Below are 17,278 nucleotides of genomic sequence, written 5' to 3'. Positions count from 1 at the left end.
CGATAGGTTGTTTTTTATCCTTATTTTGGACATAAAACATGATCATCGCATTGCTCATCATTATTTGTATCGTTGTAGCGCTTATTTGGTTTACCGCCAAAATGGACAGCAATATCGAAGCTTCATTCACACCATCAGGAAAACTTACGCCCGTTGATGGTGGAATTATTCACTGGCAAAAGCAAGGAAACGGTCCGGCGCTTGTGCTGATTCATGGTTTACTTGGCAATAGTAACAATTTTAGCGAATTAGCAAAAACCCTCGCTTCCCGCTACACAGTCTATACCGTTGATCGTCCAGGCAGCGGATTTTCGAGCCGCTACAAAAGCACATCCGCCAGCTTCGAACAGCAAAGTAAAATGATACTCGAGTGGATGCAAAAAGAGGGAATAGGTAGTGCGAGCATCGCTGGGCATTCAATGGGAGGAGGAATTGCACTGAGGATGGCAATCGATGCACCTGACAAAATAAAATCGGTTTCGCTTCTATGCCCGTTAACTACACCACTAAAAGGTGGTGCCGGGCCTCTTTCGGTGCTTTACATACCCAATGAATGGGTACGCAGCAGTGTTGCAAAAACCATTGCCAGTCCACTGCGTGCAAAGTTAGGTAGAAAACAAGTCGCACAAATTTTTCACCCCGAGCCTGTCCCCCCATCCTTTTCAACTGAAGGCGGTGGTTTATTAGCGCTTCACTCTCGAAGCTTTTATGAAGGTAGCAGAGATACAGTATCTGCGCAGGGCAGTCTGCACCGTCAGCAAACTCGTTATGAAGAGATTCAATGCCCTGTTGGGGTATTGTATGGTGAAAAAGATACTATCTTGAGGCCCGATGAGCACATCACCGCGGTAACAAAGGCAACAGGAAGTGCGGTACACAAAATTATTTCTGGCGCTGGCCACATGATCCCAGTTACTCAGGTACAAGCGTGCGCAGACTTTATAATATCGATTGACGAAAGCGCTTAAGTAAGTGGCTTAGTGAAGCCTTGCACCTGCCTTTTCAACGTGCTCTTTATGAGAAAACTCAACAACGGCGAGTGTGCGCTCTCGACCACAAGTCGACTGCTTCAGTTTGCGAAGCTGATCGGCGACTCTCTCAATGCCGTCATACGCTTTGCACATTTCAAAAGGGGTCGCGCCCAGCGTTATATTGTAACTGCTAAACCACGCCTTCATTTGCTCATTGTCCCCATCTGACAATGAAATGAGTAAATGATACATACGAATAAAAGCGAGCTGCTTTCTGTACTCTGATGTGCCACTCTCAAACCCAAGTAGCGTAGTCTGCGCCAAAGAAGATGGAGAAATACCCAATATTTCAGAAGCTTGCTTGATATTTAAACCGAGTTCTTGGTATGCCCATGTGAAGGCTTTCGTAACAACGCTGGTAGGAAATAGTGATCTATTCATAATATCGCCTCGTTTCATCGAACAATGTTATACAGATGTTATGAAACGTTGCGAAATGCGTACCAAGTTTTATCTACAGCTTCATTGCTACTTTCTTACGATGCAAATCGATGCCATCTTTATCGACGGAAAATCCTTTTGAAGACAACCAATCAACAGCATCTTCTATGGAATCCACAAAAATATAATCAATATTGGTATCGCGATACACGCGTTTAAGTTGCGCCTGCGTGGTTGCTCGAACGCTTGACTCTCCCATCACTAATGCCACATGAGTGAGCCCTATGGGATTTACCGAAGCCACACGTTCGTGAAGCAGCGCTTCAGCATCAGGAATGAGTAGTGATTCGCCAACAACACTAACAATATCGCACCAAGCTTTCCCATGTAAGCACTCGGAAAGCGTGCGATACTCACTGGCAAAGCTATTTACACACTCTCTGTTCCACGGCCCATAAGCTTGCGTTAGCACCGCATCACCACAGCGTGTAATAATAAATTCGCCATGAGCATACTGCATATAACCACCTAACTACTTCGATAAAATATTAAGCTAGCAAATACCGTTAAGGCGATATATGCCTTTGACTACGAGTTGTTTTGAAACAACACGTAGTCAAAGTATGGTTCAGTATTGAGAAAATTGAAAATTAAGCAGCAAGAATGTTGATAAGCTCAGCAAACGTAGGGCGGCCCTGTATATCAAGCGGCAAACGCAGCTCTCTAGCAATGTCACTTACGCTGATTACGCCACGAATTTCATGACTGTCTCTGTCCATGACAAGGCAATGGTGCTGCCCGTAGTCTTTGAGTGTTTCTATCACGTCCCCCACTGATGAACGTATTAGCTCACTGAAATCGAACGACATGAGCGAGGTTTTAGGACGCATGAAATCATGAACAGTGAGCTCTTCTCGCTTAATCTTAAGCTCGCTCACACGCTGAATGATTTGCTGTTCACCGACATCGTGACTGGTCACAATACCAATGAAACGGTTCTCACTGTTTACAACCAGCATCATACGAACATGAGACTGACGCATAATCGACTCTATTTTCGTCGCTGGAGTTCGAGCATCAATAACGTGTGGTAAGTGCTGCTTAAAGTCAGTGAAGACCGCCATAGCAGATGATTTTACAGTAATGGTGTTTTCAACAACCGGCCATGCCAAAGTATCGATAGCTTCGGTTTTATATAGATTTAAGGCGTGCATACCTTTCTCCTAATCAAAAATAAAAAATTCAGTTTTTTAATGATTAAGTGAAAGAAGGTGGCCCTCGAATGATGTTATCGCGCTGCCTAGTAAAGGCTTTTGCATCAATCGTTTTACCAGCCGAAAACCGGTATTTTTCCAAGCCGCTGGTGATGTCGACAAACGAAATGCCATCATCAATGTCGTCGTCAGATACTTCAAAAGCGGAGCTTTCCCATTCGCTAATGAGGGTTGAGAGCGTATTTGCACTGTTCGACTGCCCCGCAATATTTTGCACACTTCTCCCCTCTCCCAATACGGAGACGGATACTAGTGATGAAAATAACGCTGGCAGAATAACGGCCAACAAAACGTACGAAACGCGCAAAGCGTACAACCTCTACTGAACTAAACAACATTGAAGCAAAGCAGTCACTTTTGTTACTGCCTATTTAAACTATAAGAGTATTTAGCGCGTTTAATAGAGGTGTTTAGCGCATTTTATCGACCATTAAACGACGCGTATTCGAAAACTAACCGTGTCGCGACTCAGGTTTGGTGGGTTGTTTGCTGTACATTCGTTCTAAAAACAAGAACGAACACTCCCATTAAATGTGATGTTTAGCCAACGTAATTAGAAATACACTAGATTCAACTGATCCATAAGGTGTTTTTTCAGCGGTCATTTAGCGTTTGAGATAACGCATTAACTGAAGGTCTAAACAACCTGATTGCAAGTAAGTAATAACGGAAGTGATATGAAACCAAGATGGTCCAGACCTATAGTTATTTTGCATTGGATATCTGCCATTGCCATTGTCGGCATGTTTGCTTCAGGGCTGTGGATGGTCGACCTCACATATTATAGCGACTGGTATAAGACGGCACCGCATTGGCACAAGAGTGTTGGATTAATTTTGCTTGCCATCACTGTTATTCGCTTAGTCACGCGCGTTGTTACTTCACGGCCGCCGTCACATGGCACCCCGTTAGAAAAAAGGTTAAGTCGCATAGGTCATGGGCTTCTGTACACCTTGATTATCATGCTATTCGCGAGCGGCTATTTAATTTCAACGGCCGATGGAAGAAGCATCGACGTATTTAATTGGTTTTCTGTACCTGCAATGGGCGAGTTCTTTGAAAATCAAGAAGACATTGCAGGAGAGGCCCATTTTTATATTGCGTGGTCGGTGATTGTATTGGCGATCATTCACGCGCTGGCTGCGCTGAAACACCACTTTATTAGTAACGATGACACACTGAAGCAGATGTTACGGCTTCGATGATATTGAGAAGAAAGGAGAAATGATGAAGAAGTTAACACTTGCCCTGGCCGCTGCGCTGTCTTTAAGCACCGCTAACGCCGCAGATTATGTGATTGATAGCAAAGGCGCCCACGCGTCTATCAACTTTAAAATTCAACACTTGGGCTACTCGTGGCTTACTGGTCGCTTCAACGATTTTAAAGGTACTTTTAGTTACGACGACGCAGCACCTAGTGCAGCAAAAATTATGGTGACTATCGATACCGACAGTATCGACTCAAACCACGCAGAGCGTGACAAGCACCTTAAGAGCGACGATTTCTTAAACGTTGACGACTTTCCAGAGGCGAAGTTTGTCAGCACAAAAATTGTCGATAAAGGCAATGGCATGATGGATGTAATGGGTGACTTCACGCTTCATGGTGTGACAAAGCCTATTACAATTGAAGCCAAAAAGATTGGCGAAGGCAAAGACCCATGGGGCGGCTATCGTGCAGGCTTTATGGGCACAACGACGATTGCACTTAAAGATTATGGCATCGACTATGATTTAGGCCCAGCATCGCAGACGGTAGAATTAGAGCTTCACGTTGAAGGCGTGAAACAATAGCTATTTACATTTAGTCCCAGCGAACTAAATTTATGATTTAAGAAAGCCCCAAACATGGGGCTTTTTTTACATGTGGTTAGTGAAGCTTCAGCTTAGGGCTGATGGCCTGACTTAACTTCTTCACAAGGAGCTTTAGAGCACCTTTAATTTTTCCGTGTACTGCAAACTGGTGCATATTATACAAAGAAACGTAAACCAACTTAGCTAGACGCCCTTCAATGAACATACTGCTGTTTGACAGTGAGCCCATTAAGCTTCCAACAGTGCTGTATTTACTTAAGTGAACCAAGGATCCATAGTCCTTGTAAGTAAAATCTTTCGTGTCTTTTTGATTAAATAACGACGTTATATTATGCGCAACAATATCCGCCATTTGGTGGGCAGACTGCGCTCGAGGCGGCACCCACTTCCCATTTTCCTGCTGGAAACCGCAGCAATCGCCTAGCACCCAAATATTCTTATGAGATGAACTGCGAAGCTGCTTATCAACAAGAATTTGATTGGCTCTGTTCGTTTCAAAAAGCGCAAGCTTTGTTATGAAGTCCGGTGCTTTCACCCCCGCAGCCCACACCATTAAATCAGCGTCAATCCGACCACCGTCTTTTGTGATCAGCCCTTTCGCGTCGGCTTCTGCCACCATGGTTTGCTCTTTAATGTCTACGCCCAACTTATGCAGCGCTTTTCTTGCAGAGTTTGCTATACGCTCAGGTAGCGCAGGCAATATACGCTCTCCCGCTTCTACGATCGTAATCTTAAGACGAGAAGCTGACATGTCTGGCATTCCGTACGCCTTGGACAAATTCGCCACATGGTGAAGTTGAGCGGCTAGCTCAGTACCTGTTGCTCCTGCCCCGACAATAGCGACATCAATTCTGGCGTCTTTATCTTCTTGCTGATTGATGCGGATTAGCTGATTAAGAAGCGCTCTGTGAAAACGTTCAGCTTGCTTTAACGAGTCAAGAAAGTAGCAATGCTCAGCAACGCCAGGTGTGCCAAAGTCGTTACTCACGCTGCCAACCGCCAGCACTAACTGGTCATAATGAATCTCGCGTTCAGGTAAAACCTGAGTCCCTTCTTCATCGATTAAAGGCGACAAGGTTATGGTTTGCGCTTGCGCGTTAAGCGAGCACATTTCACCTAATTGAAAGCGGTAGTGGTGAGCTGCAGCGTGGATGGCGTAGTCCACACCGTCTGAATGCTTATCAATTACACCGGCGGCCACTTCGTGTAATAGCGGCTTCCAGATATGGGTTCGACTGCGGTCGACGAGGGTAATTTCGGCTTGTTTCTTTCTCCCGAGGGTGCGGCTTAAGCGACTGGCTAATTCAAGACCACCAGCACCGCCACCAACAATTACTATTTTTTGCATGGGTATACCTATTAACAATCATTCCACGTATGTCGCCTGACCTTTCCAAGCGCTATACATGGCGTGACTGAGACCCATGCTGATGCCTACAGACTACGCCTGATGCCGCTGCGGTACAAGCAAATCACGGCAATAGTCTGTATTTTCAAGATTAATAATTATCTATTACGGCTGCTTATTTGAAGCTATAACGTGAACGATGCCGTTATCATGAAGTTTCGAGGCCGGCCAGGAAAATATCGAGGGCCTGTGAAGCTAGTAAAGTCTGCGCGTTCAGCGTAGTCTGTATCAAATACGTTGTTAACCCGCGCATACAATGTAACGTCTTCGTTCACGCTGTAGCGTACACGCGCATGTACCAAGTCATGCCCCTCGTACTCGTTGAGATTTTCAGCGTCGGTGAAATAGCTCGAAACATGCTGCCACTCTAGCTGCGTTTGTACCTTGCTCGACATCTCAAAGCTTAAACGAGCGTTAAACTGAAGCTTTGGCGCAGTATCAATATCATTACCTTTAATGTCTTGTTCACCTGAGAGCTGACTGTGCTCGTAGGTATGCTTTGCGTATGTACCAGCAAAATCTAAGCGCAGTACATCGCTTAACGGTTGGTCAAAAGTAAGCTCTACGCCTCTATGCCACGTTTCGCCGTTGCTTACGTTGAAAAAGTCGCTGTCGCGGTAAATCACATTATCTTTTTGTAGGCTGTAAAGGCTAAGCGTATAGCTGCCGTCAAATAGTGTACCTGTAACGCCCATCTCGTTATTATCGGCCGTTACCGAGTCAAGATCAGTAACAGTTTGTGCACGCTGCAAACGATACAGCTCTGTTGCCTGAGACGCGCGATAGCCTCTTGCGATGCCGCCAAATAACTGGGTTTGAGGGTTAAGTTGATAACGAAGTGAAAGCTTCGGACTAAAGTTATCAAAATCATTTTCGCTGTCTGCTGGTCTGGAATATCTGCAGCCGCCAAAACCGCACTGCGTGCCATCCTCGCGAACACGACCAACATTCATATTGTTGGTGTAGTCGTATTGCATAGACTCAAAGCGCCCGCCGACAGAAATAGCCCAACGCTCAGCTTGCCAATTGAAGGTAAAGAAAGGCGCAAATAGCGTGGCATCTACATCATAATCATAGTGCTTTCCTACAGGTATGGTTTCAACCAAAAAGGCAGACCCTTCTGTGGCGCTGTCTTGTGACTGGGTTAATTCACCTTCTGTGTATTCTACGTCTAATCCTATATCTGCACTTAGGCTGTCATTAATGACGTAATTGAACTGAGACAGCACACCAACGCCTTTTTGGGCATTCGTTTCAAGGGGTTTGCCTGGAAGAAAATGCATTCTAAAACGCATGTCCTGGTTGCGTAAGTAAGGTGTAATCGACAGTGCATGACCACCGCTAAAGCTCGTATCGAACTTGCTCCATAGCCTAAAACTTTCTGCTTTTCGAAACGCTTCGGGGTTTGGGTTGCTTTTGGCTATTTGTGTATTTTTGTAGCTTTCAAACCCTTCGATGTAGCCGGCAGTTTCTTGGTCCAGATGGGTATAGGTAAGGCCGCTCGTGATAACCGTGCTGTCCCACTCTAGCCTGTGGCGAAGCGAGACTTTCTCTTGGTCAACGCCCTCTTCATTTCGATATCCTGTATCTCTGGTAACACTGGCGGCGATACCCACGCCACTGTGACCAAAGTCTTTCCCTTCTTTAAGCTTTACGCGATGAAACCCATAAGACCCGTAATCAACGCTAAGCTCTCCGTCGCCTTGGGTTGTGTCAGGGGTAATCACATTAATCACACCATGTATCGCATTAGAGCCATAAAGCGCTGACGCAGGGCCTTTTATCACGTCAATACGCTGTGCAATTTCACCGTGTGCTTCAAACAGCTCATTAATATTGCAAAAACCTGCTGCGCGCAACGCAATACCGTCTTCTGCTGCTAAAATTCCGCCGCACGCGCCAGCGCCGGTTAACACTGGCGAACGAAGGGCAGGTAAATACTCTTGCCCATTGCCCCGCTGTACGCCGGCACCCGCAATGTAATTCAGCGACTCTTGGATATGTTGAAATGAAAGCAGCGAAAGCGTTTCTTCTGAAATAGACGACACTGCATAACCGGAAGCATTCATATTTCCCTGTATACGAGAAGACGTGGTCTCAATTCTTTCTATTTCATTGGTTTGTTGAGCGATGGCTGCATGCGATAGCAGAGACACAGCTAGCAACGACAGAGGAAAGCTTGGGGCAAAGCGCATTATCTATCCTTATGATGACATAATGTTTTTTTTAGCAACTGATGCTAGTGTATCGTTAATTTAGGCAAGAATGGGTTAAAACTCGCTAAACTGTTGCGGCATTTTGACAATTACGTCATATCTCTGATTTAAGCGTTGGCGTAGACTTTGCAGTTCGCAGACTTTACTGTCACAACACAAGTCTTAGTTTTATACACTATTTCTAATTTACGTGTATCTAACGCATATAGACTGGCAGTACGTTAGTAGATTGCAGCAATGGGTTAACCACTCTTTGCCTGAAGTAAGAACACCAAACTTTGTTCGCTGGAGGAACCATTGGACACACTTATTCCTAGTCTTTCACAGCTTATCGAATTCGCTGTTGCCCCCGTATTTTTACTTACCGGTATTGCGGGCTTCCTCAATGTTATGTCGTCTCGGCTGGGCCGAATATCAGACAGGGTGAGGGTGGCAGAAAGACAGATTCATACCCTTTCAGACCCGCATATTGTCGATCGCTCAAAGAAAGAAATTAAGGTGCTATGGCGCAGGGTAAAAGTGATTAACTGGGCGATTGGGCTGTGTGTCGCCGCTGGACTAATGGTGTGTACCGTCATTATGGCGCTGTTTTCTGGGTCGCTATGGGTTGTCGATTTAAAAACACCAGTCATCGTATTGTTCATACTGGCTATGATGTTTCTAATCAGTGCGCTCATTGTTTTTCTGGTTGAAGTAAAACTTGCGACAAATACCATAAATATGGTCAGAACCATTCGTTAGCCACGTATCGACAACGGCTTACTCGCTGGCGTTCAATTGATCCCATCAGCGACACACCAAAAAGGCGGATAGAGCGTAATGTTTACCTTCTCTATCCGCCTACTTATTTTTAGGCTGTCGCGATTGGCTTAGTTTTGAAACTAACATTCATATGCAAAGAAGCAACGTTGCCTCAATGTTTGCCATACTATCTACTACTCGTCCTCAGCGAGTGTATCTAATACAGAAAACAGAACGTTAGCGCCAATTCGCGACACTTCATCGTCGTACTTGTTCTCTACGTTAACGCCTTCTTGACCGCCAGCCAAATCACTAATAGCTCGAACAATAATCCAGTCAACGTCGTTAACGGTACATACTTGACCTATTGCGGCTGACTCCATCTCAGTTACTTCGGCATTGAACACGTCTCTTGTCCACTTTCGATACTCACGGTTATCCATAAAGACAGACCCGGTAATACCATTTCCGCCTACAAAGAGCTCGGCATCCCGCTCTCCAAGCACACGCTGCGTTGGCATAGTGCTCATTGCTTGTTTCGCCGCATTTAAAAGACGCGGTGTCGCGCTGAAATAGGCGGTGTCTTGTGGTTTATCCATCCCCTCTTTCACAATAAGCACTTCGTCAGGATGAATGAAGTGAAAGGGCTTATATTTTGGTGTGTGAGGATCTTTAGCGCGGCGTTCATCTTGCTCTTCAATGAACTTTGCATAATATTCAGGCAGTATGTATTCCCCCGGAGCATTCGGATCTTCATTGGTATACACACTCTCATCATGGTAGTACCAACGCGCCGGAACAATGACGTCACCCGGTTGCCATTTTGGGTTAACCGCTCCCGCAATCCCCATGTAAACCACTTGCTTAACCGGAAAGTAATCCAACGCCATCTGCATAGTCATAGCAGCGTTTGCAATGCTCATTCCAGTAGCGAATATTAATATTGGCTCGTCGTGATAGGTACCTAGGCGATACGTAACGCCTTTGATGGTTGTGGTTGTGTGAATGGATGCATTGGGATCTTGCTCAATACGATTAAGGATACCCTGCATTTCGGGTGCGTAGGCTACGGTAACAGCAGTAAACGCAGGCTGTGAGAACGCGGCGGGCCCGTATGAAGCGCCATCGGACGTTTTAGTAGAAGTACAACCGCCCATCCACGAGGTGGAGAGCAGAACAATAATCATCAAAGTAAACTGTTTCATTCGCGATTCTCAGCTGCATAGTTAGTGAATAATTAAACTAGCACTTTAATCGGGCAAAGAAACGCTGGATTTCAATAATTTACCATTTAAAAACATAAAGAAAACATCTTTAAAACAAGGTGAGCCCTAAAATTACTTTTAGCTACAAATGCGAAGAGAATGCATAACTTTCCAATGTAAGCATTGCGTAAAGACCTGCTTCAAAAGCGTTCATCAACGTTAAAATACGGTAGAATTCGACTATTTCCGTCGTTAATTTGCTACAAATGAACAGTCAAGATACTGCGGCCAATAAAAAGGATTAACTAAGCGCCATGAATACTAAATTACTTCGCTCTCTTCAGGTTTTTGTTGCAGTAACAGATAGCGGTAGCATGAGTGTAGCTGCTAGAGAGCTGCACATGACTGTCTCTGCTATTAGTCAGCAGTTAAGAAAGCTAGAACACGATATCGGCCTTAGCCTTTTTAACCGAAATACCCGAAGCTTGAGCCTAACGGAAGCAGGGCGCATCTATTACGAAACCAGTAAGCAAATGCTGCAAACCGCAGAACTTGCCCAGCAAAAAATTGAAAGTCTGCAGGATGATCCCACAGGTAAAATAAACATCATCGCGCCGGAGGGTTTTGGCGGAGGACTGTTAAGCGAGCCACTGAAAAAGCTTTGTGAAGAATTTCCTAAGATAACTATTTCTTTAACCGTAACTGACGAGCCTAAAGACATTATCGCTTCCAGTGCCGATCTTGTTCTTTGCTTCGCCCCAGTCTCAGATACAAATTTCAGCAGTTTGGTACTCGCGACCTGGAAGCGCATTTTATGTGTCTCTGCAGACCATCCACTTGCAAACGAAACTCTGACTTCGCCTGAAGCGCTTAACGCGCATACATACATTGCTCACAGACATATTGAAGAATACGTCATGAAGCACGAAAGCGAAGGCGAGTATGAATTGGATACACAACGCATTGATGTCAACTCAATGCAGACGTTGATTAAACTTACCCAAGATAGTGTTGGCTATGCGGTTCTTCCCGAACCAGAAGTGAGACATCTATTAAAGTCTGGTGAAATGAAGCAGCTCTTCACTGACTGGGAGTTACCAGATTATACGGTTTATGCGGTCACACCGAAAAGGGAGCTAATGCCTGCAAAAATCGGCGCAGCAATTACATGTCTGCAAGATTTATTTGCGCAAATTTAGTCGTTAAACAGCGCACAAGAACCCCATCGCACATAAAAAATGCGACGTTATACCAGTGTGCATAGGTCATTACCAAAAAGGCAGCGTAAATACGCTGCCTTTCTTATTTAACTTGGCTTCTTTGAAATTAGAAGCGAGTGTTCATTTGAACACTTAGAATGTGCGCAGTAGCTGACTGTGTGCCAGAGAAGTTAGTAGTAAAGTCAGTACCAGGAAGAACATTGCTTAGAATCGTTCTATCTTTGTCGATATTCGCTTCACGGCCATCAATGAATACGTAAGCCACGTCAATTGATGTATCTTCGCTTACCGTGTAAGTCATACCACCAGAGAACCAATGACGATCTGTATCTGGGATACTAAGTGAGCGGTTTTCTACCGATACCACACCGTCATCATAAGCATAGCCAGCACGAAGGGTAATTTCATCGTTTAGGATGTAAGTTACACCAAGCGCTGCACGCCATGAGTCGTCGAAATTCTCTTCTTTAATTAGGAAATCGATGCCGTCTTCTAGGTTAGCTTCAAGCTTCTCAAACGTACTCCAGTCAGTGAAAGTAACACTTGCTTGTACAGACCACTGATTGTCAATTTTTTGATCAATCGCTAGCTCTGTAATCGCAGCAAGGTTCAAATCTAGACTACCAGGCTGGTTTAAGTTGATAGGAAACACTGGCGTCTCTGAAGATACCGCGCCTTCTAGTTCTAGTTTCGTTTCTGCACGGTATGAAAGCGCAACATTAGTCATATCAGTTGGTTGCCAGAAAATACCAGCGTTCCAACCATAGCCCCAATCGTCACCTTCCATGCTAAACAGTGAATTGCCAGGAGTAAGCGTAGGCAATGTAATACCTAATGCTTCTGCTGTTGGCGCTAGGCCTGCAACAGTGCCCGCTAGCGTGTTTGATACACCAGAACCAATTTCAGCTTCAGCGTAAGTGATGTTTAAACCAAAACCTACCATAAGCTGCTTATTCACTTTATAAGATACAGCAGGGTTTAGGGTAACCGTTTTTACTTCAGCTGTGTCAGCAAAATGCAGCGCACCAAAATCATCAGAGTAATCTGAACGAAGACCGTAGGTTGTGAATACACCTACACCAGCAGATAGCTTTTCATTAATTGGGCTTACATAAAAGAATCCTGGAACAAAAGCAGTATCTGCAATGTTGTCTTCTGCTGCTGGCCTAGGTTGGCCAACTGGGGCTTCGCCTAACGCATAGCTAACATCACCATCGATATCTACATTCGGATCGATAAAGCTTACTGATGCACTGAACTCAGCTTCTTTAAATACACCAATCGCTGCAGGGTTAGTTGCTAAAATGGAGGCATTCTCTGGCTTAGCCGCTTGACCAGCCATGGCACGGCCTAGACCGTTTGCACTGTGTTCATTAACTTGGAAACCAGCTGCCAGCGCTGAAGAAGAGGCTAAGGTAGCAAGCGCTAAGCAAACTGAGGCACGTAAAGAAAACTGTTGCTTCATAAGATACTCATTGTAAAAGGGGAAAATTGCATCGGGCATTCTACGGATCTGAGTACTTTTGTTCAATGCAAGTAAACGCCATTTACGCACTTTTATCGCATTTTTTACAATTATAGCTACAACTTCGACGCATTTATAAGCAACTTTGATAAAGCAACGTTAACGAAAGATCTCAATATTGTTAACGCCATTTTAATTAACTATCACTAACACCTATTGGAAATGCAAAAAGGTTTCACTCAAATTTATAAGTAGGCTGTGTTATAGGTTGTGTTTATGTCTATAACCCCCACCCTATTTTAAACAGCGCAGATGCAACCGTGTTTAGCGACGCGCTTTTACATTCGATAAGACGTCGACCATTTGTGCTTGTAACAGGAGGACACCATGTCAACATACAAAGCTATAACACTCGTTAATCGCCCCCATGACAGAAAAATTGGGCCACATTTATTTGAGAGCAAAGAGCTCGAAATTCCCACGCCTAAAGACGGTCAAATTTTGATAAAGCAAACTCACATGTCTTTAGACCCTGCGATGTTAGGTTGGATGAGTGAAGACAGAGAGAGCTATATTCCACCTGTGGAGCTTGGCGATGTAATGCGCTCCAGCGGTGTGGGCGAAGTGGTTGAGTCTAACAACCCTAATTTTTCGGTTGGCGACAAAGTTATGGGAATGACTGGCTGGAGTGAATATGTGCTCAGTGACGGTTCTGGTTTTAACAAACTTCAGCCTGGCATTACTGAGGAAATGGCCCTTTGTGTTTTTGCACTACCAGGCCTAACGGCCACAACAGGTTTATATAATTTTGGCGAGCCCAAAGAAGGTGAGACACTTATTGTTACGGGTGCAGCAGGTTCTGTAGGCTCAATTGTAGGTCAGCTTGCTAAAGCAGACGGGCTGCGTGTAATTGGCGTAGTAGGAAGCGAAGACAAAGCCGATTGGATTGTTAACGAGCTTGGGTTTGATGGCGCTATAAACTACAAAACCGACAATTTAGAAGAAAAGTTAGCCGAACTAACACCAAATAAAATAGACGTCTTCTTTGAAAATACTGGCGGTCCTATTCAGCAGCACATTTTTAACAGAATGAATGCCCATGGCCGAATTGTGGTATGTGGAATGATTGCCGATTATCAGTCTGAAAAGCCGTCACCGGGCCCGAACTGGATCCCCCTGATTAAAAAGCGAATTAACATTCGCGGTTTTGCTATGCCTGATCACTGGGGTGAAATCCCACAACTACTGCAAAAGCTTTCGCCTTATGTTCAACAAGGTAAAATCAAGTACCGTGCACACACTGTGGAAGGCTTAGAGAACGCCGAGAAGGGCCTAAATATGTTGTTTGAAGGCAAGAACACGGGCAAGATGATTGTGAAGCTGTAAGCCAATCGTGAAAAAGCGCAGTGTTATTCTAAGCACTGCGCCTGATTTAATACAAACTGGGCTTTACCTTTTTCTTTTGCTTCGTAAAGTGCTTTATCTGCTTCGTCAATAAGGCAATCGATTGACATATTCTCGGCCGACTTGGCAAACACCACACCAATGGAACAACTCATTAAAGGATGCTTTGCATCTTGTGCATGTTCTAATGCTGCTTCTGTCCACTTATTCAAAAGTGCATCACAGTGCTTCTCAACTTGTTCTTTCTGAATGTCGCTCAATACAACAATAAACTCTTCGCCACCGTACCGACCTAATATGTCTGTCTCTCGCTTAAAGACCTGCTTCATAATGCGGACTTGTATTTTTATGGCTTCATCACCCTGCTGATGACCAAAACTGTCGTTATATTTTTTAAAGTCGTCTAAGTCGAGCATCATCACGGCCATCGACACTTTATGACGCTTACTCAACGCCAACAGTTTTTCACTCTGCTCTCGTAACGCACGCCGATTCAATAAATCAGATAAGGGGTCAAATTTGCTAAGTTTAAGTAGCCTGTCATTGGTTTCTTTTAACATGCGTACGCTGCGATCTAACCGATAACGGGCATAGACACAAATAAACAAAGACCCAGATACAAATGCCATTGAAATTGGAACTCTGTCACCATAAACCGGCGCAACCCACATTAACCCCAAGAAACCCAGAATGTTGATGACGTTGGCTGCTAGCGCTAATTTAAAGGCAATACCCAGCGCAAACACACAGAAGAAAGCATATAAAATGGTGCCCTCGTAGGGGAAAATGAAGCTGTGCTCTTCCCAGCAAACCCATATTAACCAGTAGTTGCTGTAAGAAAGCGCAATAAGTAACCCTGCGAAAATGTAGGCTCGATGCTGGATGAACCTGCGCCAGAAGGAGAGTACAACAACGACGAGTATAATAGGGAATTGAAGAAGTAAGCGATCGAATATGTACAGCTCGTACATGCTGCTTGGTAGTAGCATCAAGTCAGCAGCCATAAAGGCAAGCACAAGTACAGCACCAATGATCAGCGCAATTCTCAGCCGAAGTAGCTCGCGGGGTTTATTGATTTGCACACGCCACCTTAAGCAATAAGTTACTGTTAAAGCATCTATATATTAGCCCATGGTGAAATCACCCACGGGCTCTTACAACTTCAAATTACTGAAGCTGCATCACTTTAACTATTATCAGTGACTTCTTGATTAAGCGCCAGTTTCGACAAACTTTCTTGCAGTGCCTCAACGGTGACTGGTTTGGTAACGATGTCGTCCATCCCTGCTTCTTTAAATGACACGTGCCGCTCTTTGAATGCTTCGGCGGTAAGCCCTATAACCGGGATTTTGCTAAGCTCTCCATCAAGCTTTCGAATGCGTTTTGTCGCTTCAATGCCGTCCATCACTGGCATGTGCACATCCATGAAAACAACATCAATACCGCCCTCTTCTACTCGTGCAGCGGCTTTCAGTCCATTATCAACGTGCTCAACATCACATTTCAGCTGTTCTAAGAGTGCCTGTGCTACCACAGCATTAATGGCATTATCTTCAGCCAACAGAACTTTAATACCTTCTGGTAAGCTAGCGCGCTCTGCTTGTCGCGCGGAATCCGAATCGGCCGACGACTCCACCACGCGACGACTCTGCACCTTGGCGGTAACGGTGAAGCATGAACCTTCACCTACTTTGCTCACCACCTTAATATCACCACCTAATATTTGTGCAAGCTGCTTTGCAATAGCAAGACCTAGCCCAGTGCCACCGTATTTACGCGTAATTGATGAATCGGACTGCGTAAACTTATCAAAAATATGCTCGAGTCTGTCTGGCTCAATACCAATACCGGTATCTTTAACCGCAATTACCAAATGGTTCTCGCTCACGGTATCCTGGGAAGGCTGTTTGAGCTTAGCGGAAATAGTCACAGTGCCCTTATGAGTAAACTTAATTGCGTTACTCACCAAGTTAATGATTATCTGGCGTAACTTCGTAATATCACTGGTTACTGCCACCGATTCCATGTTCTTACTTTTGTAAACCAAACGCGTACTATTGGCGCTAGCATTGGTACCCAGTAGCGTAATAAGGTCATTCAGCATTGCGTCAAGATCGAACTCTGTAACGTCAACCTCTGACATACCTGATTCAATTTTTGAAAGATCCAGAACATCGTTGATAACGGTCGCTAGAATAGACGCCGATGATTTCAAATCGCTGGCATACTGATGCTGTTTATCCGACAGTTGCGTATCAAGAAGTAGCGTTGCTAATCCCTGAATACCGTTCAGTGGGGTGCGAATTTCGTGACTCATTACCGCAAGAAAATCCGTTTTTGCGCGGTTTGCTTGCTGAGCTTGAGCAACGTACTGTTCTATTTCACCAGACATTGCCTCAACGTCTCGCGCTAAACTACCTAACTCGTCGTTTTGCTGTAAGTCTATACTGACCTTCTTATGGTCAACCGCAATGCGACTTGCTGCTGATTTTATTTTTTCGATAGGAGAAACAACAAACACCTGTGTGACTCTTCCCATAAGCAAACTGACAATAACGACAGCAAATAGCGTCACTAATGACGTTAGCCACGCAATAGTAGATAGGGAAGATTGCAGTGCGTCCGCAGGCTGTAATACGGTAACTTTCCAATTCCATGGCGCAAATTCCGCACACGCAAATAACACGTCAGCATCGTTGATATTCGACTCACCAAAGGCGACCTTACGGCTGGCAATGGTTGCGATTGTCGCATCTTCGACATTAGGAACCACAGTGTGCTCCATCGTACTAAACACCACAGTATCAGCACTCTTGTCACTGATCGCAAAGTGGCGGTCGGTGGCTTGCTGCAACGACTTTAGCTCTTCAAACACTTCCTTTTGATAGGCCTCGCGAAACACAGGCACATTCTCTAGGCCCGACTCAATAAGCAGTTCACGTCTTTCGTCAATGATCTCTAAAACGTTTAATGTAAGCGTCTGAGTGAGGAGCTGATATTCTCTTTCGCGTACTGAATCGTACGCCGTCAAATAAGCCCAATACCCAGTAAGTGCCATACCAATTAATAAAATTGGAATGTAGATAACCAGCAGTTTCGATTTAATCCGCATACTTAC

At 44.8% G+C, this 17,278-nt stretch carries 16 protein-coding genes; 6 read left to right on the top strand and 10 right to left on the bottom strand.

Annotation, left to right across the window (positions count from 1 at the left end; all coding sequences use genetic code 11):
• Positions 1-38 precede the first annotated feature (38 nt).
• Entirely contained in the window at positions 39-968 is a 930-nt protein-coding gene (locus MHN00_RS09220) for an alpha/beta hydrolase (RefSeq protein ID WP_239300972.1), read from the top strand.
• A 9-nt stretch (positions 969-977) separates the two neighbouring features.
• On the opposite strand, the gene MHN00_RS09215 is transcribed toward MHN00_RS09220, so the two are convergent.
• The 4 genes from MHN00_RS09215 to MHN00_RS09200 form a co-directional block, all read right to left on the bottom strand.
• Complete coding sequence (locus tag MHN00_RS09215; RefSeq protein ID WP_239300971.1) at positions 978-1,412, bottom strand: hypothetical protein; 435 nt, start codon at positions 1,410-1,412, stop codon at positions 978-980.
• 73 nt (positions 1,413-1,485) lie between these two features.
• Positions 1,486-1,932, bottom strand: a complete 447-nt coding sequence (locus tag MHN00_RS09210) for a hypothetical protein (RefSeq protein WP_239300970.1) — start codon at positions 1,930-1,932, stop codon at positions 1,486-1,488.
• Between the two features lie 130 nt (positions 1,933-2,062).
• Positions 2,063-2,626, bottom strand: coding sequence for a CBS domain-containing protein (locus MHN00_RS09205; RefSeq protein WP_014951189.1), 564 nt, complete (start codon positions 2,624-2,626; stop codon positions 2,063-2,065).
• Between the two features lie 43 nt (positions 2,627-2,669).
• Positions 2,670-2,903, bottom strand: coding sequence for a hypothetical protein (locus MHN00_RS09200; protein ID WP_014977718.1), 234 nt, complete (start codon positions 2,901-2,903; stop codon positions 2,670-2,672).
• A gap of 460 nt (positions 2,904-3,363) precedes the next feature.
• On the opposite strand from MHN00_RS09200, the gene MHN00_RS09195 reads away from it, so the two are divergent.
• Both MHN00_RS09195 and MHN00_RS09190 read left to right on the top strand, forming a co-directional pair.
• Positions 3,364-3,891: a cytochrome b gene (locus MHN00_RS09195; protein ID WP_014951191.1), complete on the top strand. Its 528-nt coding sequence runs from the start codon at positions 3,364-3,366 to the stop codon at positions 3,889-3,891.
• A 22-nt stretch (positions 3,892-3,913) separates the two neighbouring features.
• Positions 3,914-4,480, top strand: a complete 567-nt coding sequence (locus tag MHN00_RS09190; protein ID WP_014951192.1) for a YceI family protein — start codon at positions 3,914-3,916, stop codon at positions 4,478-4,480.
• A 76-nt stretch (positions 4,481-4,556) separates the two neighbouring features.
• On the opposite strand, the gene MHN00_RS09185 is transcribed toward MHN00_RS09190, so the two are convergent.
• A complete protein-coding gene (locus MHN00_RS09185) occupies positions 4,557-5,849 on the bottom strand; it encodes an NAD(P)/FAD-dependent oxidoreductase (RefSeq protein ID WP_014951193.1) in 1,293 nt (430 codons plus the stop codon).
• A gap of 185 nt (positions 5,850-6,034) precedes the next feature.
• Complete coding sequence (locus MHN00_RS09180) at positions 6,035-8,104, bottom strand: TonB-dependent receptor (RefSeq protein WP_239300969.1); 2,070 nt, start codon at positions 8,102-8,104, stop codon at positions 6,035-6,037.
• A 318-nt stretch (positions 8,105-8,422) separates the two neighbouring features.
• On the opposite strand from MHN00_RS09180, the gene MHN00_RS09175 reads away from it, so the two are divergent.
• Complete coding sequence (locus MHN00_RS09175) at positions 8,423-8,866, top strand: DUF2721 domain-containing protein (protein ID WP_014951195.1); 444 nt, start codon at positions 8,423-8,425, stop codon at positions 8,864-8,866.
• Between the two features lie 194 nt (positions 8,867-9,060).
• Here MHN00_RS09175 and MHN00_RS09170 read toward each other — a convergent pair whose 3' ends face one another.
• On the bottom strand, positions 9,061-10,071 hold the full coding sequence (locus MHN00_RS09170) for a 5'-methylthioadenosine/S-adenosylhomocysteine nucleosidase (protein ID WP_239300968.1): 1,011 nt from the start codon (positions 10,069-10,071) through the stop codon (positions 9,061-9,063).
• Positions 10,072-10,385: 314 nt separating this feature from the next.
• Here MHN00_RS09170 and MHN00_RS09165 point away from each other — a divergent pair, with 314 nt between their 5' ends.
• The gene (locus MHN00_RS09165; protein ID WP_014951197.1) at positions 10,386-11,270 is read left to right on the top strand and encodes a LysR family transcriptional regulator; all 885 of its coding nucleotides are present in this window, start codon (positions 10,386-10,388) and stop codon (positions 11,268-11,270) included.
• A gap of 127 nt (positions 11,271-11,397) precedes the next feature.
• Here MHN00_RS09165 and MHN00_RS09160 read toward each other — a convergent pair whose 3' ends face one another.
• Positions 11,398-12,756, bottom strand: coding sequence for an outer membrane protein transport protein (locus MHN00_RS09160; protein WP_239257711.1), 1,359 nt, complete (start codon positions 12,754-12,756; stop codon positions 11,398-11,400).
• A 387-nt stretch (positions 12,757-13,143) separates the two neighbouring features.
• Here MHN00_RS09160 and MHN00_RS09155 point away from each other — a divergent pair, with 387 nt between their 5' ends.
• Entirely contained in the window at positions 13,144-14,142 is a 999-nt protein-coding gene (locus tag MHN00_RS09155) for an NADP-dependent oxidoreductase (RefSeq protein WP_039221630.1), read from the top strand.
• A gap of 23 nt (positions 14,143-14,165) precedes the next feature.
• Here MHN00_RS09155 and MHN00_RS09150 read toward each other — a convergent pair whose 3' ends face one another.
• A complete protein-coding gene (locus MHN00_RS09150; protein WP_239300967.1) occupies positions 14,166-15,242 on the bottom strand; it encodes a GGDEF domain-containing protein in 1,077 nt (358 codons plus the stop codon).
• Between the two features lie 104 nt (positions 15,243-15,346).
• On the bottom strand, positions 15,347-17,272 hold the full coding sequence (locus MHN00_RS09145; RefSeq protein WP_110288894.1) for an ATP-binding protein: 1,926 nt from the start codon (positions 17,270-17,272) through the stop codon (positions 15,347-15,349).
• Positions 17,273-17,278: the final 6 nt, after the last annotated feature.

It is taken from the genome of Alteromonas sp. Cnat2-8 (genome assembly GCF_022348355.1).
GTDB classification, from domain to species: domain Bacteria; phylum Pseudomonadota; class Gammaproteobacteria; order Enterobacterales; family Alteromonadaceae; genus Alteromonas; species Alteromonas macleodii.
This window is presented reverse-complemented; position numbering and strand designations above follow the sequence as displayed.